18 protein-coding genes, 1 tRNA gene and 2 pseudogenes are annotated in these 18,999 nt (G+C 58.2%); 9 read left to right on the forward strand and 12 right to left on the reverse strand.

Features of this window, described 5'->3' with window-relative positions; translation table 11 throughout:
- Window positions 1-771 carry a tRNA (cytosine(32)/uridine(32)-2'-O)-methyltransferase TrmJ gene (gene trmJ / locus GYN01_RS05510; RefSeq protein ID WP_048362599.1) on the reverse strand — a complete coding sequence of 257 codons (771 nt, stop codon included), beginning with the start codon at window positions 769-771 and terminating at the stop codon, window positions 1-3.
- Between the two features lie 143 nt (window positions 772-914).
- On the opposite strand from trmJ, the gene suhB reads away from it, so the two are divergent.
- Entirely contained in the window at window positions 915-1,730 is an 816-nt protein-coding gene (gene suhB, locus GYN01_RS05515) for a type III secretion system regulator SuhB (RefSeq protein ID WP_047273836.1), read from the forward strand.
- A 119-nt stretch (window positions 1,731-1,849) separates the two neighbouring features.
- On the opposite strand, the gene GYN01_RS05520 is transcribed toward suhB, so the two are convergent.
- The 6 genes from GYN01_RS05520 to queA all read right to left on the reverse strand — a co-directional run bounded on the left by GYN01_RS05520 (window position 1,850) and on the right by queA (window position 7,937).
- On the reverse strand, window positions 1,850-2,389 hold the full coding sequence (locus GYN01_RS05520; protein WP_048362598.1) for a glycine zipper 2TM domain-containing protein: 540 nt from the start codon (window positions 2,387-2,389) through the stop codon (window positions 1,850-1,852).
- A 121-nt stretch (window positions 2,390-2,510) separates the two neighbouring features.
- Window positions 2,511-3,425, reverse strand: a complete 915-nt coding sequence (secF, locus tag GYN01_RS05525) for a protein translocase subunit SecF (RefSeq protein ID WP_048362597.1) — start codon at window positions 3,423-3,425, stop codon at window positions 2,511-2,513.
- 9 nt (window positions 3,426-3,434) lie between these two features.
- The gene (gene secD / locus GYN01_RS05530) at window positions 3,435-5,303 is read right to left on the reverse strand and encodes a protein translocase subunit SecD (RefSeq protein WP_048362596.1); all 1,869 of its coding nucleotides are present in this window, start codon (window positions 5,301-5,303) and stop codon (window positions 3,435-3,437) included.
- A 67-nt stretch (window positions 5,304-5,370) separates the two neighbouring features.
- On the reverse strand, window positions 5,371-5,706 hold the full coding sequence (gene yajC / locus GYN01_RS05535) for a preprotein translocase subunit YajC (protein WP_047273832.1): 336 nt from the start codon (window positions 5,704-5,706) through the stop codon (window positions 5,371-5,373).
- A gap of 42 nt (window positions 5,707-5,748) precedes the next feature.
- Window positions 5,749-6,864: a tRNA guanosine(34) transglycosylase Tgt gene (gene tgt, locus GYN01_RS05540; RefSeq protein WP_203306792.1), complete on the reverse strand. Its 1,116-nt coding sequence runs from the start codon at window positions 6,862-6,864 to the stop codon at window positions 5,749-5,751.
- A gap of 11 nt (window positions 6,865-6,875) precedes the next feature.
- Window positions 6,876-7,937 carry a tRNA preQ1(34) S-adenosylmethionine ribosyltransferase-isomerase QueA gene (gene queA, locus GYN01_RS05545; RefSeq protein ID WP_203306704.1) on the reverse strand — a complete coding sequence of 354 codons (1,062 nt, stop codon included), beginning with the start codon at window positions 7,935-7,937 and terminating at the stop codon, window positions 6,876-6,878.
- A gap of 106 nt (window positions 7,938-8,043) precedes the next feature.
- On the opposite strand from queA, the gene GYN01_RS05550 reads away from it, so the two are divergent.
- Window positions 8,044-8,128: transfer RNA gene (locus GYN01_RS05550), tRNA-Leu, on the forward strand.
- Window positions 8,129-8,221: 93 nt separating this feature from the next.
- Entirely contained in the window at window positions 8,222-8,551 is a 330-nt protein-coding gene (locus tag GYN01_RS05555) for a hypothetical protein (protein WP_048362593.1), read from the forward strand.
- Here GYN01_RS05555 and GYN01_RS05560 read toward each other — a convergent pair.
- Window positions 8,545-8,940: a c-type cytochrome gene (locus GYN01_RS05560; protein ID WP_048362592.1), complete on the reverse strand. Its 396-nt coding sequence runs from the start codon at window positions 8,938-8,940 to the stop codon at window positions 8,545-8,547. The two genes, GYN01_RS05555 and GYN01_RS05560, sit on opposite strands and share 7 nt — an antisense overlap.
- A gap of 182 nt (window positions 8,941-9,122) precedes the next feature.
- Here GYN01_RS05560 and GYN01_RS05565 point away from each other — a divergent pair, with 182 nt between their 5' ends.
- From GYN01_RS05565 to GYN01_RS05575, 3 genes are all read left to right on the forward strand, one after another.
- Complete coding sequence (locus tag GYN01_RS05565; RefSeq protein WP_203306705.1) at window positions 9,123-9,629, forward strand: sigma-70 family RNA polymerase sigma factor; 507 nt, start codon at window positions 9,123-9,125, stop codon at window positions 9,627-9,629.
- The gene (locus tag GYN01_RS05570; RefSeq protein WP_203306706.1) at window positions 9,626-10,594 is read left to right on the forward strand and encodes a FecR domain-containing protein; all 969 of its coding nucleotides are present in this window, start codon (window positions 9,626-9,628) and stop codon (window positions 10,592-10,594) included. The genes GYN01_RS05565 and GYN01_RS05570 overlap by 4 nt, the downstream gene beginning before the upstream one ends.
- Window positions 10,595-10,692: 98 nt before the next feature.
- On the forward strand, window positions 10,693-13,125 hold the full coding sequence (locus GYN01_RS05575) for a TonB-dependent siderophore receptor (protein ID WP_203306707.1): 2,433 nt from the start codon (window positions 10,693-10,695) through the stop codon (window positions 13,123-13,125).
- Between the two features lie 162 nt (window positions 13,126-13,287).
- On the opposite strand, the gene GYN01_RS05580 is transcribed toward GYN01_RS05575, so the two are convergent.
- Window positions 13,288-13,905 (reverse strand): LysE family translocator, encoded by a 618-nt coding sequence (locus GYN01_RS05580; protein WP_048362588.1) that lies wholly within the window; start codon window positions 13,903-13,905, stop codon window positions 13,288-13,290.
- Window positions 13,906-14,065: 160 nt separating this feature from the next.
- Between GYN01_RS05580 and GYN01_RS05585 the strand changes: the two genes are divergently transcribed.
- A complete protein-coding gene (locus GYN01_RS05585; RefSeq protein ID WP_048362587.1) occupies window positions 14,066-14,518 on the forward strand; it encodes an Lrp/AsnC family transcriptional regulator in 453 nt (150 codons plus the stop codon).
- Window position 14,519: 1 nt separating this feature from the next.
- Here the strand turns inward: GYN01_RS05585 and GYN01_RS05590 are convergent, their stop codons facing one another.
- From GYN01_RS05590 to GYN01_RS05600, 3 genes and pseudogenes are all read right to left on the reverse strand, one after another.
- A complete protein-coding gene (locus GYN01_RS05590) occupies window positions 14,520-16,082 on the reverse strand; it encodes a hypothetical protein (protein WP_203306708.1) in 1,563 nt (520 codons plus the stop codon).
- 75 nt (window positions 16,083-16,157) lie between these two features.
- A complete protein-coding gene (locus tag GYN01_RS05595; protein WP_048401261.1) occupies window positions 16,158-16,478 on the reverse strand; it encodes a hypothetical protein in 321 nt (106 codons plus the stop codon).
- 121 nt (window positions 16,479-16,599) lie between these two features.
- A pseudogene (locus GYN01_RS05600) lies at window positions 16,600-16,911 on the reverse strand (DUF924 family protein); the annotation flags it as partial.
- Window positions 16,912-17,388: 477 nt separating this feature from the next.
- Here GYN01_RS05600 and GYN01_RS22640 point away from each other — a divergent pair.
- Window positions 17,389-17,817, forward strand: a pseudogene (locus GYN01_RS22640) (MCP four helix bundle domain-containing protein); the annotation flags it as partial.
- The gene (locus tag GYN01_RS05605; protein ID WP_420850381.1) at window positions 17,818-18,948 is read left to right on the forward strand and encodes a methyl-accepting chemotaxis protein; all 1,131 of its coding nucleotides are present in this window, start codon (window positions 17,818-17,820) and stop codon (window positions 18,946-18,948) included.
- The last annotated feature ends 51 nt before the right edge of the window (window positions 18,949-18,999 follow it).

Raw genomic sequence — 18,999 nt, forward strand, 5'->3', positions numbered from 1 at the left:
TTAATCCTTGCGCTTGAGCAGCTCGCCACGGGCTGCCTTTTGGGTTTCAGTAAGAATGCCACGCAATATGTTCATTTCGGCACGACTCACCGAACTGCGGCCATACAGGCGACGCAGGCGCGCCATCAGGTGGCGCGGTTTTTCAGGGTCAAGAAACTCGATCGCGACCAACGTCTGCTCAAGATGCTCGTAAAAGCGCTCCAGCTCGTCCATGGTCGCCAGCTCACCACTTTTGGTGGAAGCCACTTCATCTTTTTCCATCTTGCTCGGCTGCCCCTGAGCCGCCAGCCAGGACATACGAATCTCGTAACTCAGCACCTGCACTGCCGCACCCAGGTTCAGCGAGCTGAACTCAGGGTCCGATGGAATGTGCACGTGGAAGTGGCAGCGCTGCAACTCATCATTGGTCAGGCCCGAATCTTCACGACCAAACACCAAAGCAATCTCAGCGCCCTGCGTGGCCTCTTCGACAACTTTTTGCCCGCACTCACGCGGATCGAGCAACGGCCACGGGATACGGCGATCGCGCGCACTGGTACCCAATACCAGATTGCACCCTACCAGCGCGTCCTCCAGCGTGGCCACTACCTGTGCATTTTCGAGAATATCGCCCGCGCCCGACGCACGTGCATCGGCCTCGTGATGCGGGAACAGCCTCGGCTCAACCAGAACCAGTCGCGACAAGCCCATGTTTTTCATGGCACGCGCAGCACCACCGATGTTGCCGGGATGGCTGGTATTGACCAGAACGACACGAATATTTGACAGCAATGGGAGCGCTCACAGACCGTTAAAAGGGAGCAAATCTTACCTAAGCCCATCACCTTAAGCTACGAAAGCTAACGCAAACCTTCATATGCCAAACTTTTCTGCTAGAATGTTCGGCTTTCTTTAACGACCTAGGTGAAACGTCCATGCAGCCCATGCTGAATATCGCGCTGCGCGCCGCCCGCAGCGCCAGTGAATTGATTTTCCGCTCCATCGAGCGCCTGGATACCATCAAGGTTGACGAAAAAGACGCCAAGGATTACGTCTCTGAAGTCGATCGTGCTGCCGAGCAGAAAATCATCGACGCCTTGCGCAAGGCTTATCCGACACACGGCATTCTCGGTGAAGAAACCGGCCTGCACGCTGGCAGCGGCGAAGGCGCCGACTACCTGTGGATCATCGACCCACTGGATGGCACTACCAACTTCCTGCGTGGCGTTCCGCACTTCGCAGTCAGCATTGCCTGCAAATACCGCGGCCGCCTTGAGCACGCCGTCGTACTTGACCCGGTTCGCCAAGAAGAATTCACCGCCAGCCGTGGCCGTGGCGCCCAACTCAATGGTCGCCGCCTGCGCGTCAGCGGTCGCACCAGCCTTGAAGGCGCCCTGCTGGGTACCGGCTTCCCGTTCCGCGACAACCAAATGGACAACCTGGATAACTATCTGGGCATGTTCCGCAGCCTGGTCGGTCAAACCGCTGGTATCCGTCGTGCAGGCGCTGCCAGCCTGGACCTGGCCTATGTGGCCGCCGGTCGTTTCGACGCATTCTGGGAGTCGGGCTTGTCCGAATGGGACATGGCCGCAGGCGCACTGTTGATTCAAGAAGCAGGCGGCCTGGTCAGCGACTTCACCGGCAGCCACGATTTCCTTGAAAAAGGCCACATCGTTGCCGGCAACACCAAGTGCTTCAAAGCTGTACTGACGGCTATTCAGCCGCACTTGCCTGCCTCGCTGAAACGCTAAGCGAAGCGCGCAAACAAAAAAGCACCCCTCGGGGTGCTTTTTTTTGCCTACTAAATCCGTAGGTGCCGCAGGCTGCTCGCTTTTGACAGGCGGCAGCTCCTGGAATCAACAGGCCAAATTTATTGCGGGCTCTGCCCAAGAATCAAATTGCCATCTTTACCCACCGGGATTGAACTGCCCGGCTCGTGATCCATACGCACCTTGCCTTCCTTGCCATCCAGCGAATAACGCACGTCGTAACCGACCACTTTGTCACTGATGTCGTTAACGGTATTACAGCGCGTTTGCGTCGTGGTGTAGGTATCACGGTTCTGCATGCCTTCTTGCACCTTGTTACCGGCATAACCCCCGCCTACTGCACCCGCAACGGTCGCAATCTTCTTGCCGCTACCGCCACCGACCTGGTTACCCAAAAGACCACCCGCCACCGCACCAATCACGCTACCGACGATTTGGTGCTCATCCTTGACCGCCGCCCGACGTGTAACGGTCACGTCCTTGCACACTTCACGCGGCGTTTTAATCTGTTGCTTGACCGGCTGAACAGCCAGCACCTGCGCAGACTCCGGGGCTTTAACCAAGCTGTAAGTGGCAACAGCACCACCGGCAGTGACACCGACAGCACCCAAAACAGCACCTACCAGCAAAGATTTGTTCACGCGAACCTCCAGACCATCCTACGTAGGAACAATCCCACGCTAATCCCAGCCTTGGAGCATAAAAAAAGGCGCGAGTTCAATACTCGCGCCTTTTAGGTGATCACCAGGAATCAACTCACCGTCATGGACGGTCGTCGATTTCCTTTTCGCTCGCCGCAGGAGGAATCAGATCCTCACTGTTGAGGTTCAGCCAGATCAGCACCACGTTGGCGATATAGATCGAAGAGTAAGTACCCGCCAATACCCCCACAAACAAGGCAATCGAGAAGCCCCACAGGTTGTCGCCACCAAAGATCAGCAGCGCTGCAATTGCCAGCAAGGTGGAGATCGACGTCGCCATGGTGCGCAGCAGGGTTTGCGTGGTCGAGATATTGATGTTCTCGATCAGGCTGGCCTTGCGCAGCACACGGAAGTTCTCTCGCACTCGGTCAAACACCACGATGGTGTCGTTAAGCGAGTAACCGATGATCGCCAGCACCGCCGCCAACACCGTCAGGTCGAAGGTGATCTGGAAGAACGACAGCACACCCATCGTCACGATCACATCGTGCACCAACGAAACAATGGCGCCGACGGCGAATTTCCACTGAAAGCGAAAAGCCAGGTAAAGCATGATGCCGCCCAGCGCCATCAGCATGCCGAGACCGCCCTGATCGCGCAGCTCTTCACCCACTTGCGGGCCTACGAACTCGACACGCTTGATAACGGCCGGGTTGGCGGTATCTGCCTGCCCCAGCGCAGCAGCCACCTTGTTGCCCAGCAACGGATCGTCGCCCGGCATACGCACCAGCAAGTCGGTCGTAGCGCCAAAGCTCTGCACCACTGCATCGTGGAAACCGGCCGAGGCCAGTTCGGTTCGCACCTTGGTTAAATCAGCCGGCTTCTCGTAGGTCAGCTCGATGAGCGTACCGCCGGTGAAGTCCAGGCCGTAGTTCATGCCCTTGTGAAACATGCTGAACAAGGCCAGCACGGTAAGCAGCACAGTGACGCCGAACGCAACGTTGCGAACGCCCATGAAGTTGATTGTACGTAACATGGCAGCCCCTTAAATCCACAACTTCTTGAAGTCCCGACCGCCGTAAACCAGGTTGACCATTGCGCGGGTCACCATGATGGCCGTGAACATCGAGGTAAAGATCCCCAGAGACATGGTCACCGCAAAGCCTTTGACCGGCCCGGTACCCATGGCAAACAGAATCCCGCCGACCAACAGGGTTGTCAGGTTGGAGTCGATAATCGCCGTGAATGCACGATTGAAGCCTTCATTGATCGCCCGCTGCGGTGTCATGCCATTGGCGATTTCCTCACGAATACGCGAGAAGATCAGCACGTTGGCGTCAACCGCCATACCCATCGTCAATACGATACCCGCGATACCCGGCAGGGTCAGGGTAGCGCCCAACAACGACATCAGCGCCAGCAGCAAGACCATGTTGCCTGCCAACGCCACCGTGGCGATCACACCGAAGAAGCGGTAGATGGCGATGATGAAGATGGACACAAACAGCATGCCCCACAGCGATGCATCAACACCTTTGGTGATGTTGTCAGCACCCAGGCTCGGACCAATGGTGCGCTCTTCCGCAAAGTACATCGGTGCCGCCAGACCACCGGCACGCAGCAGCAGTGCCAACTCGGACGCTTCACCCTGGCCATTGAGACCGGTAATCCGGAACTGGCTGCCCAGCGGCGACTGAATGGTCGCCAGGCTGATGATCTTTTTCTCTTCCTTGAAGGTCTGAACCGGCACTTCCTTCTCAACACCGTCAACCACTTGCTTGGTGTAGGTCGTCACCGGCTTCTGCTCGATGAAGATAACCGCCATGCTGCGACCGACGTTGCTGCGAGTGGAACGGCTCATCAACTCGCCACCATGACCATCAAGCTTGATGTTCACCTGTGGTCGGCCGTGCTCGTCAAAACCCGCTTGTGCATCGGTTACCTGATCACCCGTGATGATCAAGCCACGCTCGATTTGCGCGGAAGCACGATTGCCTTCACGGAACTCGAACGTCTCGGAAGTGGCTTTGGATGCGCCCGGCTCTGCGGCCAGACGGAACTCAAGGTTGGCCGTCTTGCCCAGGATACGCTTGGCTTCGGCGGTGTCTTGCACGCCCGGCAGCTCAACCACGATGCGGTTGGCACCCTGACGCTGAACCAGAGGCTCGGCAACACCCAACTCGTTAACCCGGTTACGGACGGTTGTCAGGTTTTGCTTGATGGAATATTCACGGATTTCCGCCAGCTTGGCCGGGGTCATCGCCAGACGCAGCACCGGCTGACCGTTCAGATCCGCAGCGGCAATATCGAAGTCATTGAAGTTCTTGCGAATCAGGCTACGCGCTTGCTCACGGGTTGCTTCATCAGCAAAACCCAACTGAATGGCACCATTGAGCTGCGGCAGACTGCGATAACGCAGCTTGTCTTTACGCAACAGGCTTTTGACGTCGCTTTCGTACACTTTCATGCGCGCGTCGACGGCCTTGTCCATGTCGACTTCCAGCAGGAAGTGCACACCACCCGACAAGTCCAGACCCAGCTTCATTGGGTGAGCACCCAGGTTACGCAGCCATTGTGGCGTGGTCTGAGCCAGGTTGAGCGCTACGACGTAGTCGTCACCCAAGGCCTTGCGCACCACGTCTTTTGCTGGCAACTGGTCGTCTTTGCTCGCCAGACGCAACAAACCGCCTTTGCCGTTGGCTGCCAACGTGGCGCCTTTCACAGCAATGCCGGCATCCTTGAGCGCTTTGCTCGCACGCTCCAGATCAGCGTCGGTCACTTGCAGTGCCGTGCTCGCGCCAGACACCTGAATAGCCGGATCATCCGGGTAGAGATTGGGAGCGGAATAAATAAAACCGATCGCCAGCACCGCCAGGATCAGTACGTATTTCCACAGAGGGTATTTGTTCAGCATCAATCACGCCGCCCGCTTAGAACGCGGGGCGCCTTGCGCGCCCCGTCGATTGTTAAAAGTTGAAACTTTAGATCGCTTTCAGCGTGCCCTTAGGCAGCGTGGCGGCTACAGCGCCCTTCTGAATTTTCAGCTCGACAGTGTCAGACACTTCGATCACAACAAAAGCATCAGTGACTTTGGTGATTTTGCCGGCGATACCGCCAGTGGTTACAACTTCGTCGCCTTTTTGCAGGTTACCCAACAGGGCTTTCTGCTCTTTGGCGCGCTTGGCCTGTGGACGCCAGATCATCAGGTAGAAGATGACCAGGAAGCCGACCAGGAAAATCCACTCAAAACCAGTACCGGCTGGGCCAGCAGCAGGTGCAGCAGCGTCCGCGAAAGCGGGAGAGATGAAAAAGCTCATTAAGCACTCCAGTTGCAAAAAGTGTTTCTTAGGGTCCGAAAATCAGTCCAGGGGCGGTACAGGCAACCCGCGCTTGGCATAGAAGGCATCGACAAAGGCGGCCAATGTACCCTGTTGAATAGCCTCGCGCAAACCAGCCATGAGCGCCTGATAGTGCCGCAAATTGTGGATGGTATTGAGCATGCTACCCAACATTTCGCCGCACTTGTCCAGATGATGCAGATAAGCACGGGAGAAGTTCTGGCAGGTGTAACAGTCGCAGGTCGGATCCAGCGGCGAATCATCATGGCGATGGAACGCATTGCGGATCTTGATCACGCCGGTGTCGATGAACAGATGCCCATTGCGGGCATTACGGGTTGGCATCACGCAATCGAACATGTCCACACCGCGGCGCACACCCTCCACGAGATCTTCAGGTTTGCCAACCCCCATAAGGTAACGAGGTTTGTCAGCCGGCATCATGGCAGGCAGGTAATCCAGCACCTTGATCATTTCGTGCTTGGGCTCGCCTACCGACAAGCCGCCGATGGCCAGGCCATCAAAGCCGATCTTGTTCAGACCTTCGAGCGAACGCTCGCGCAGGTTCTGGTGCATGCCACCCTGAACGATCCCGAACAGGGCCGCGGTGTTATCGCCGTGAGCATTTTTAGAGCGCTGAGCCCAGCGCAATGACAGCTCCATAGACACCCGAGCCACGTCTTCGTCGGCCGGGTACGGGGTGCACTCGTCAAAAATCATGACCACGTCGGAGCCCAGATCGCGCTGAACCTGCATCGACTCTTCCGGGCCCATGAAGACTTTGGCGCCGTCTACGGGCGACGCAAAGGTCACGCCCTCTTCTTTAATCTTGCGCATGGCCCCCAGGCTGAAGACCTGGAAACCACCCGAGTCAGTCAAGATCGGACCTTGCCACTTCATGAAGTCGTGCAGGTCGCCGTGCTTTTTGATCACTTCAGTGCCAGGACGCAGCCACAGGTGAAAGGTGTTACCCAAAATCATCTGCGCGCCGGTATCGACGATATCGCGCGGCAACATGCCCTTGACGGTGCCGTAGGTACCCACCGGCATGAACGCCGGGGTTTCCACCACACCACGCGGGAAGGTCAGACGACCGCGACGAGCCTTGCCATCGGTGGCAAGTAACTCGAAAGACATACGACAGTTGCTCATGCTTGATCCTCTGGGGCCGGGGCAGGAGCCGTCGGCGCGGGATTGCGGGTGATGAACATTGCATCACCGTAACTAAAGAAGCGGTATCCATGCTCGACCGCAGCCTGGTAGGCCGCCATGGTTTCGGGATAACCGGCGAACGCCGAAACCAGCATCAGCAGCGTGGATTCTGGCAAATGGAAATTGGTCACCAGCGCATCGACCACATGAAACGGCCGGCCCGGGAAGATAAAGATATCGGTGTCACCACTGAACGGCTTGAGCACGCCATCACGCGCTGCGCTCTCCAGCGAACGCACGCTGGTGGTGCCCACGGCAATCACTCGCCCGCCCCGTGCACGGCACGCCGCCACGGCATCCACCACGTCCTGGCCCACTTCCAGCCATTCGGTGTGCATGTGGTGATCCTCAAGGCGCTCAACCCGTACCGGCTGGAACGTGCCCGCGCCCACATGCAGGGTCACGAACGCCGTTTCAACGCCTTTGGCGGCAATGGCCTGCATCAGTGGCTCATCAAAGTGCAGCCCGGCCGTTGGCGCAGCCACAGCACCCAGGCGCTGAGCGTAGACCGTTTGATAGCGTTCACGGTCCGAGCCTTCGTCCGGACGGTCGATGTACGGCGGCAGCGGCATATGCCCGACACGGTCCAGCAAGGGCAACACTTCTTCAGTAAAGCCCAGCTCAAATAACGCATCGTGGCGCGCCAGCATCTGCGCTTCGCCACCGCCATCGATCAGGATCTTTGAACCTGGCTTGGGCGACTTGCTGGAGCGCACATGCGCCAGCACCCGATGACTGTCGAGCACGCGCTCAACCAGAATTTCCAGCTTGCCGCCCGAAGCTTTTTGGCCAAACAGGCGGGCCGGTATCACCCGGGTATTGTTAAACACCATCAAATCACCCGAACGCAAATGTTCAAGCAAATCAGTAAATTGACGATGTGCCAGCGCCCCGCTCTCCCCATCCAGGGTCAGCAGGCGACTGTTGCGGCGCTCCGCCAAAGGATGGCGTGCGATGAGCGAATCAGGGAGTTCGAAAGTAAAGTCAGCAACGCGCATGATAGGTTTCGTCTAGCAGGGCCGGGGAGTTTAACGGACTTAGTAAAAATAGACCAATAAGTTGTTGACCGACCTAAAACTCATCTCTATACTTCGCCGCCATTGAGCCCTGATGGCGGAATTGGTAGACGCGGCGGATTCAAAATCCGTTTTCGCAAGAAGTGGGAGTTCGAGTCTCCCTCGGGGCACCATCTTAAAAAAAGACCTTGAAATTCAAGGTCTTTTTTTTCGCCTGTCAAAAAGTGAATTCGCTCGCTTGGCACCCACTCACAGGAACCTATCGCATGGAATCGTCGCTGGAGGCAGTTGCGCTTTTCTCTCTCAAGCTGGTGCACGAGACGGACGGTCATAGCCCGGTGCTGCGTGACGATTATGTGATGGCTGACTATCAACGCGAACTCTTCGCCTTACTGGTGCGTAACGGCGATATCGCAGGCATTCAGCACAAAGTCGCTGAGTGCCTGAGGCAGGCATTAAACGCGTTGGGCGGTGCCGAAAAGCCCTTGGGCCGCGAGCTGTACAAGCTGGCCTGTGCGTTCCAGCACGCGCAAACGCTGGCCGAACTGAACACCCCGCTGGAGCAGCTCAAAGACTACCTCAAAGACATTCAGTGATCGGTGTCCTGAAAGGTCGCGATATAGGCCAGCAGATCGTCGATCTTCTGCGGGTCGCTGATGCCCCAGAAAATCATGCGCGTACCGCTCACGACTTTTTTCGGCGCCTCAATGTAGGCGGCCAGCTTTTCGCGGCTCCAGACCACGCCTGAGTTCTTCATCGCGTCCGAGTATTGATAACCCGGCGTGATCCCGGCAGTGCGTCCGATCACGCCATTGAGCTGCGGACCGAACCCCCCTCGCGCACCCGGCCCGATGCTGTGGCACCCCCCGCAGGTTTTGGTGAACAACTTGCCACCTGCGTCGGCATCACCCGCCGCCGCGGCCGCGGCACTGAAAATGCCGAGCGTGACGGTCAGGACCAAAGTGGTGAAAGCCGATAGTTTCATGAACGACTCCAGATCAGATGTTGCAGACAATTTCAGCCGACGATTATGCCCGCCTCCTCGCCACGCCACCATTCACAGCTCACTCGCGCCACTCGCACCTGCACGTAACCAGAGATTGCAGTGGCCATCATCTCGCCGCTAATATTGAGAACTATTCGCACTCACCTCTGGAAAGCCGACCGGTGCAATCTCTCCCAACCAGCAAGCTGGGTTTCTTTTTCAGCGATCACCATCGCTGGCTGCTGCAACATATTCAGCGACGCTTGCGCAACCATGCCGATGCGCAGGACACGGCGGCGGATACGTTTTGCCAGTTGCTGGCGGCCCAGGTCGACCCTGACACCATCAAGCAACCTCGTGCGTACCTGTCGACCATTGCGCGGCGGCTCATCTTCGATCGCCACCGGCGGCGCAAGCTGGAGTTGGCGTATCTGGAACGGCTGGCCCTATTGCCCGAAGCCGTGGCGCCCTCCCCCGAAGAACAATGGCAACTGACAGAAGCACTCATCGCCATCGACCGCGCCCTAGACGGCTTGCCCATGATCGTCAAGGCCACCTTCCTATACAGCCAGCTCGACGGCTTGAGTTATGTGGCGATTGCACAAAAACTGGGCTTGTCGGATCGCACCGTCAGTCGCTACATGAAACAAGCCCTGCGCCAGTGTTACCTGAGCGATTTGGGCGTATGAGCAAGCCAGCGCTGGACCCTGTCGGCGAGCAGGCGATTGACTGGATGGTCAAGCTGCGCGCAGGCACGCCAAATGCTGCACTGCAAGCACGCTTTAACCAGTGGCTAAGCCAAGACCCGACCCACCAGCAAGCCTGGACGCTGCTGCACGATCGCCTGGGCGGCGCGTTCAACACCGTACGCGCACTGGATAAACGCGTACCCGGCCAGGCGGGCGAGGCGCGTCAGTTACTGCTGCAACCCCACAGCTCGCGCCGCGATGCTTTGCGCGTGATCGCGGGCCTGGGGTTGCTCGGTGGCGGGTTATGGGTGGGCGCCCGCAGCCCGGTGGGGGATTCGCTGCTGGCGGACCTGTCGACGGGCCGTGCTCAGCGACAGGATTACACCCTGGCGGATGGCAGCCAGCTGAGTCTCAATGCCAACAGCGCGGTCGACCTGCAATTCGATGCCACGCAAAGGCTGGTGATTCTGCGCCACGGCCAACTGGTGATCCAGGTTGCGCCTGATGTGCATCGCCCGTTGCGTGTGCGCACCGCGCAAGGCGAAATCCGCGCCCTGGGGACGCGCTTTCTGGTGGCTCAAGAGCCTGGCGCCAGCCGTGTGGTCGTGCTTGAGCACAGCATTGAAGCACGACTGTTCAACGGCACCGTGCTGAATGTGCAAGAAGGTCAGAGCGCGCTGCTCTACACCGACCGCATCAGTCGGCTACCCGGCGAACAACGCCAGCGTGCCGACTGGCAGAGCGGCCGGCTCAATGTGCTGGATGATTCGCTTGAATACGTGATCGATGCGCTGCGGCCCTATACCCGGGGTTATGTGCGCGTGGCGCCCGAGGTGCGCAACTTGCGCGTACAAGGCGTGTACCCGCTCAATGATCCGCAACGCGCCTTCACGGCACTGGCACACACCCTTGCGATCCGTGTGGACCATTACAGCCCGTGGCTGACAGTGATCAGCGCCAAATGAGCGGGCGGTCTCTTTTTGAAAATTAATCTTATTTGTGTCCGGTTTTCATTTCTCATCCCACCTATCTCCTGACACTTGCACACGATCAGGAGAATGCCGTGCTCAATCCGTGGCCCCATGCCCTAACTGTCGCTGTTGCCCTGGCAACGCTGGCCAACTCAGCCGCGCTTCAGGCGCAAGACCTGAGCTTCAATCTCAAGTCTGGCCCGCTGGCCAATACGCTCAATGCCATCGCCAGCCAGAGCGGCAAGATCATCTCGCTGCAACCCACCCTCGTGCAGGGTAAACAGGCGCCAGCGGTAATGGGGCACATGTCTGCCGAACAGGCGATGGACACCGCGCTTAGCGGCAGCGGCCTGCAATTGCGCATTACAGAGCAAGGTGACTTCAGCGTCGAACCCGCCCCGCAAAACGGCGAGGCGCTGCAACTGGGCCTCACCCACATCGTCGAGCAACACCGAGACGCCACCACTGAAGGCTCCGGCTCTTACACCGCACAGGCAGTGACCATCGGCAAGGGGTCCCACAGCCTCAAGGAGACCCCGCAATCAGTCACGGTCATCACCCGCAAAATGCTGGACGACCAGAACCTCAACACCATTGAGCAGGTGATGGAAAAAACACCGGGCATCACCGTGTACGACTCGCCCATGGGCGGCAAGTATTTCTATTCGCGCGGGTTCCGCATGACCGGGCAGTACCAATACGACGGTGTGCCATTGGACATCGGCAGCAGCTACGTGCAAGCCGACAGTTTCAACAGCGACATGGCCATCTATGACCGGGTGGAAGTGTTGCGTGGCGCCGCTGGCATGATGAAAGGCGCGGGCGGCACGGCAGGCGGGATCAACTTTGTGCGCAAACGTGGCGATTACACGCCCCATACGCAACTGTCGCTTTCTGCGGGCACGTGGGACAACTACCGGGGCCAGGTCGACACTGGCGGCCCGTTGAACGAGTCTGGCACCGTGCGGGGCCGCGCCGTGGTCACGCAACAGACCCGTCAGTATTTTTATGACGTGGCTGCGCGCAAAGACCAGATCTACTACGGCGCTCTGGACTTCGACCTTAGCCCCGATACCACGCTGGGGTTGGGCCTGGCCTATGAAGACGTCGACGCCACACCCTGCTGGGGTGGGCTGCCGCGCTATGCCGATGGCAGCGACCTGAAACTCAAACGTTCCACTTGCCTGAATACCGCATGGAACAACCAGCGCAGCAAACGCACCACCGTGTTCGGTGACCTCAAGCACCAGCTCAATGACGACTGGGCACTGAAAGTCGCCGGGGTTTACTCCAAAAACACACAAAACATGGAGTACGCGTTCCCCAGTGGCTCGGTGCCCGTCGGCGCCACCGCCACTCACACCTTGATGCTGGGCAGCACGTATGACTACGACCAGGTCGATTACGGGTTCGATGCGTACGTAGACGGTAAATTTGATGCCTTTGGACAACAGCACGAACTGATCGTGGGGGCCAATGCCAGCCGCTCCCACAAAGATGACTTCTACGCCGTGGCCGCGTTGCCTCAGCGTCAGAACGTACTCAACCCGAACCACCACTTGCCGCGCCCTGACGAAAGCTATTACTTGGCCAATGCCTCACGAGGCGGCCCGCTGGACATGCGTATCCAGCAATACGGCGCCTACTCCCTCACCCGACTGAAACTGGCCGACCCGCTGACTGTGGTGCTGGGCAGCCGCGTCAGTTGGTACTCATCTGACAGCCATCAGGTCTCGTACTGGCGCGGCGAAGGCACGCCTCTCAGTGCCAAGGCCAAAGAGACCGGGCAGGTCACCCCGTTTGCCGCCGTGCTGTTTGACCTCAATGACAACCTCACCACTTACGCCAGCTACACCGACATTTTCACCCCACAAGGCGGTTATGCCACCTTGACAGGCACGACCCTCAAACCTCTGATCGGGCAAAGCTATGAACTGGGGATCAAAGGCGAATGGCTCGACGGGCGCTTGAACAGCTCGTTCAACCTGTTCCGCACGGTTCAAAAGGACGCCGCCCAAGACGATCCGCGGTGCCCGGACAGCAGTTGTTCGATCAACTCCGGCAAGGTCCGTGCTCAAGGTTTCGAGGCTGAAATCAGCGGAGAAGTCATTGACCGTCTGCAAGTGTTGGCCGGCTACACCTACACCCAGACCAAAGTGCTGGAAGACGCCAACCCTGAACAGGATGGCCTGGCCTACAACGCCTATGTACCGCGCCACCTGCTACGCGTATGGGCCGATTACGCACTGTCGGGCGCGCTGGAGCGCGTGACCGTCGGCGCCGGGGTTAACGCTCAGAGCAGCAACTACCGCGTATCCCCTATCAGCGGCAACGACATCAGCCAAGCGGGTTATGCCGTGTGGAACGGGCGTATTGGCTATCGCATCGACGACACCTGGTCGGTGGCACTGAACGGCAACAACCTGCTCGACAAGCGCTATTACGCCACCGTCGGCACCGAAGGGTTCGGTAATTTCTACGGTGAACCACGCAACCTCGTGATGTCGCTCAAGGCGGATTTTTAAACCCGGCGCCTCAGCGTCAAGCTGCTTTGGACAGGTTAACGACACAGCCGTGTTGGGCCAACCCCGGCCCAGCACGGTCATGCCCGCTCCCATGCCCCAAGGGCGCTGCCAATCAAACATCGGATCAAGGTCAAACTGGGGCAAACGCAGGCGTTCAGCACGCTATGCGAACACCTGCTCACTCAACAACACCACGGCGATGACGATCATCACCGCCCCCGATACCTGACTGACTTTTTGCGCCGCGCCAGGGCGGGTCTGCAACACCGAGCGGGCTCCAAACCCGACCAGCAAGTACACCACTGCACAACTGACGGCATGCAACCCACCCAACGCAACGATTTGTGCCGGGATCGGCCATGCCGATAACGGGTCGGTGAATTGCGGCAACAAGGCCAAAAACAACAAGAACACCTTCGGGTTCAATCCGCTGACGCACAACCCTTTCCAGGCCCAGCGCGACCATGTGTCAGACACCTGAACCCGACCCGACTCAGGCACCGCCGGGTTTCTGAGCATTCCCACCCCCAGCCACAGCAAGTACAGCGAACCGGCCACGGTCAGCCCCTTGAGAATCATCGGATTACTGGCCATCAACCCGCCGACGCCCGCGGCCACTACCACCGTTGCCAGCAAGTGCCCCGAAAGCAAGCCCGCCACGGCCGGCGTCACCCAGCGCCCACGCATGCCCGCCGAAATCGCATACGCCCAATCGGCACCGGGGGTGATGATGAACAAAAATGACACCGCCCAGAAAGCGGCCAGAACACTAAGGGTCACGGGATAGATACCTTCTTGCAGCACACGTTTTTTAAAAAAGTCAGGCGTATTGCTCACACCCGCACAGGTGAAAGCAGCCAGTAGAAGATTAAGCAAATGCTGCTAGGATTATCTTTCGTTTATACCTGCCTAACCCCGCTGAATTAGAAGGTTCTTCCAAGTGGATCGAATTGATCGAAAGATTCTTGCTGAGCTGCACCGTGACGGTCGGCTTTCTCTCACCGAACTGGCCGAACGCGTGGGCCTGAGCCTGTCACCGTGCCATCGCCGGGTGCGGGCACTGGAGGAGTCCGGGGTGATTCTGGGCTATCGCGCGGTGCTGGCACCCAGTGAGCTGGGGCTGAATTTTTCGGCGATGGTGTTCGTGACCTTGCGCGAAGTCACCCGCCAGGCGGTTGCCGATTTTGAAGCAGCGCTGCCTGAGATCCCGCAGATCGTGGAGGCACAACGATTGTTCGGGGACCCGGATTATTTGCTGCATGTCATCGCCAAGGACCTGCCCGCGTACCAGCAGCTCTACGATGAGCAACTGAGTGCGCTGCCTAACGTGCAGCGTCTGGTGTCAACGTTGGTGATGAAGCGGGTCATCCATGACCGCGTATTACCGCTTTAACCTATCGAGCAGCCGCCAAGGCTTGCGGGGAGAACAGGTCATCAATCGCAGCCAGGATGCAGGCCATTTCGCTGGGCGGCGCGGCGCCTTCAGGCATTGACTGCAACAGCCTGGTTTTCTTGCTCTCCCCCATTCGAGCCAGTTTTTGGTGCAGCGCCAGTAGTCGCTCTGGGGCCATGCGCTTGAAGGTGTTGAATGTCAGCTCTTGCAAGCAAGAACGCTTGAGCGCGAAGTTTTGGGCGTATGCCTCGATCGCCTCTGCGCGAATCTCCCAGCCGGTGTTGGCATAGAACATTTGGCCATACAGACTCATGAGCATTTCTCTGGCATGCGCTGGCAAGGGTTCAAAACGCTGTGCTTTGTTCTGCGCCGGGAAAACCGCATAGGTGGCGTTCGTACTGCCCGAATACTCCTTATCCAGACTGATCTGCGCGTAAAAGCAGGCCACCAGGGCCAGCGCAAAAATAAACGTGTTGTCCGGGTTGCGGTGCGCAGAAGGGTCGAGGGCTCCGCGCGTTTTCACATAGTGTTTTTGCACCTCTAAGGCGTGATACAGCGCCACCTCCAGGTTATGGCCTTTGAGCGGCGTGCCGAATCCGGGTTCATCCGCCAACACACCCGCATCGCCAAACCATGCTGTTAGTTCGTCTCTGAGGTCGTTGCAATTGCGCACTTCAGGGACTTCACACTTGCCATTGCGATTGAGCGCGTGCAGCAAGTCAGTACTGACCTGGGTGGCTTGATCGGCCAGCGCTGCGATACGCGCCGACTCAAGCAATGCCCGATTCCCTACCAAGTTGCACAGCAACTCCAGCGTGAGTTCACCGTCAGGTTTGTACATCCCTTCGACTGATGACTCGGCGGGTTGCTGGCCCGCTTCATCGCGCTCATCGACCTGCCAAGGCAGCGGCTGCACACCCCACACGTACAGATGAGCATCGACCTTTTGCGCCGCCTTGTCGGCCAGCCAGCCTATCCAGTCGTACGGGATCGAATCACCGTCCGCAAACCCTTTTTCGCGCCGCAACCGGGCTTCACACACCGCGTATTCCCGGTAAAACAGCTGGTCCAAAGCATAAATACTGCGAGCCAATGCCATGTCTTCCAGCACCGGCTGAGTCTCTGACTGAGGCTCGATCTGAGTCCACTCCAGCATGGCCGCATACTGCTGACGCACCTGCGCAGGCAGTATTTCTACCAATGCCTTGTGCACCGCTTTGCGATTTTCGAGTTGGTTCCAGGCATTCTCGTCCGCGGCGTCAGGCGCGGTGGTGCTCATGTATTTGAGCGACGCCTCTTTGAGCGGCGCTACATAAAAGAAGCCATCCTTGTGCTTCCAGTGCTCCAGCGGCAGACGCGACAAGGTATGCGCACGCCATTTACGGGCGCTCTTGCCGTAGTCGACCACGCTCGTGGAAAAAGCCCCCAGCACATTTGAGGCCTCGAACAATGAGGTGCGGTTAATCAGCGCCTTGCTCTCCTGTAACGAGACCGTGAGCATGTCGGCCACGGTCGGGGCCAGGGAGTCACGGGTGCGGCTGTCTACTTTTTGAGTGTTATTCATCTGTCAGGCCTTCTAATCACCAGCAAACCACGGGGTGAAGCGCCAAGCGCGAACGCGTCTGGCGCCTGAGTGCTGTCACGCAGGCAAAAAACCTGCGGGGTCAGCGCAATCTTCACCCGCTGCGTGCCGGGCAGAATGTGCATTGAGTACGGCATGGGCTTGCTTGTTAAGCAGTTCACCCGCGGCCAGGCGCCGGGTTTGGTCGAGCGACACACGCGCCATTTCAAGCGCTTGCCACTCGTCATCCGCCACTTTTTGCATCATAAACACCTGCGCCAAGGCGTGGGTATGGGCGATAGGGCCGTATTTATTGATCGAGCGCACCGCGTGGTAATGGTCATTGCACGCAGCCAGTTGCGAACGGTAGGGGGAGCCGAGGTTTTCATGATCAGACATGACGCGTTCCTTTTTAATGAGAGGTAATGACTACCCGCTCACTGTCTCGCGAACCGCCTGACAGAAAACCTTGAACATTATGAGCCACCGATCAGGGCGGCATTATTCAGGCTCAAGCGCCTTACCCGGCAAATCCCCCACTCGCTAAAAAGGCGCGCTCTTCATCGGTTGTCTCGCGCCCCAAAACCTCATTGCGATGCGGAAAACGACCAAATTTTTCAATGATGTCCGCGTGATCCTTAGCCCATTTGACGTCTTTTGGCTCGAAGTCCTGGTGCAGTTTTACCGACAACTGCTGATCGGCCCAATCTTCGGAGTGCTCGAAAGGCAAGTAGCAAAACACCTGCAAGGAGGCTTCGATCTGCTTGTCCATTCCCACCTCAATCATCTGCCGCGCATAAAAACGTGCCAGCGGATCAGTGGCGAACCAATGTTTGGACCTGCCTGTTTCCAGAACTCAATCACGCTGTGCGCAGAAGGTTGAACGTTACTGTGGAGGGTGATCACGCGCTATTGCTCTGGGTGTGATGAAAAACGATGCCTACACCTTAGACCGATTGTGAGGCTGCAACGGGCGTATTCAGACGTGCGCAGCCAGTCTTGACCGCGCCCTGTTCGCCCCAACGCATCCAAGCAAGACGATGCCTTGCTCAACGCGCGGGTCAAGCAATGCAAGCAGGCCGACCTCAGCGCACACTTTTTCACAAATTAGTTTGACTCCAAGGTCAAGTTATCCAGCCATCGGACGATAGCATTGCGCTATTACTCTTTGGTGCGAGCCTGTTCGCGCCGCTGTCTTACCTGCATCCCGTGTGCAGGCTGCCTTTGATTTTTAGGATCGCTGATGAACTTACGTAACATGAACATTGCCCCGCGTGCGCTGCTGGGATTCTCCCTGATCGGCACCCTGATGTTGATTTTGGGCATTTACGCCCTCGTACAAATGAACAAAATCCATCAAGTGGGACAGAGCATTGCGACCAGCGACATGCCCAGCCTGGTCGGTCTCAATAATTTCAGTTACTTCAACCAGCGCCAACGCGTACTGAGCTATCAACTGCGAGATGAGCCGGACCCAGACGCCAAGGCCCGTGTATTCAGCGAGCTGCAATCACTGGAAGAAAGCACGCACAAGGCCATGGCCGATTACATTGCGCTCATCAGCAGCGCGCAAGAACAAGCCAGTTATGAGCAATTAAGCCGTGAGCAAGCGCAGTACCGCACCCTGGAAGCGCAATTGATCCAGCTGGCGCGCAACGATCAACAAGACGAATTGAAACGTCTGCAAGCCGGCCCGCTAAGTGTGGTGTCACGCAATATCAGCGCCGCCATCGAATCCATGCTGGACATCAACGCCAAACAAAGCGCTCTCGCCAATCGCCAAAGCACTGAAAATTACGCCACCACCTTCAACTTCACCGTCGCCCTGCTAATCATTGCCACGGCACTGACCATTCTGTGCGCGTGGCTGCTGACCAACAGCATCACCCGCCCCATCAGCCAAGCCTTGCAAGCAGCCGAGACCATTGCCAGTGGCGATCTGACGCGCCCGATCAACGTCGAAGGCCGTGATGAAGCCGCGCGGTTGCTGCTGGCGATGCAGAGCATGCAAAACACGCTGCGCGACACCTTGCAGCACATCGCAGGTTCCGCCACCCAACTGGCCTGCGCCGCAGAAGAGTTGAACAGCGTGACCGACGAAAGCGCCCGTGGGCTGACACAACAAAACAATGAGATTCAACAGGCCGCCACCGCCGTGACCGAAATGACCAGCGCGGTCGAAGAAGTGGCCCGCAATGCCGTGAGCACTTCCCAAGCCTCCAAGAGTGCGGCGGATTCGGCGGGTGACGGGCGCGACCTGGTGCAAGAAACCGTGACCGCCATCGAGAGCATGGGCAGCGACGTGCAAACCACCGCCGAGTTGATTGGCAATCTGGCCAAAGAGTCGCAAGACATTGGCAAAGTCCTGGACGTGATTCGCGGCCTGGCCGATCAAACCAACCTGCTGGCCCTCAACGCCGCCATTGAAGCTGCGCGCGCAGGCGAAGCGGGACGCGGCTTTGCCGTCGTGGCCGATGAGGTGCGTGCCCTGGCCCACCGCACCCAGCAATCGACCAGCGAAATCGAGCACATGATCGGCAGCATTCAGGGCGGCACCGAACACGCCGTCAGCTCAATGCGCCAATGCACCGAGCGCGCCGAGTCGACCCTCAACATCGCCCGTGGCGCAGGTATCTCGCTGGAGACCATCAACGGCGCGGTGATCGAAATCAACGAGCGCAATCTGGTGATCGCCAGCGCGGCTGAAGAACAGGCACAAGTGGCCCGCGAAGTGGATCGCAACTTGATCAACATCAACGACCTGTCTGTGCAATCGGCCAGTGGCGCCAGCCAGACCAGCCTTGCCAGCAATGACTTGGCGCGTCTGGCCATCGACCTGAATGCGATGGTGGCGCGTTTTAGCCTCTAACCCCGCTGCCTGTTGGAGCCGGCACCGTGCAGCGCTTTCCCACAGGACAGC

The sequence above is a fragment of the Pseudomonas weihenstephanensis genome, assembly GCF_016812185.1.
GTDB lineage: Bacteria > Pseudomonadota > Gammaproteobacteria > Pseudomonadales > Pseudomonadaceae > Aquipseudomonas > Aquipseudomonas weihenstephanensis.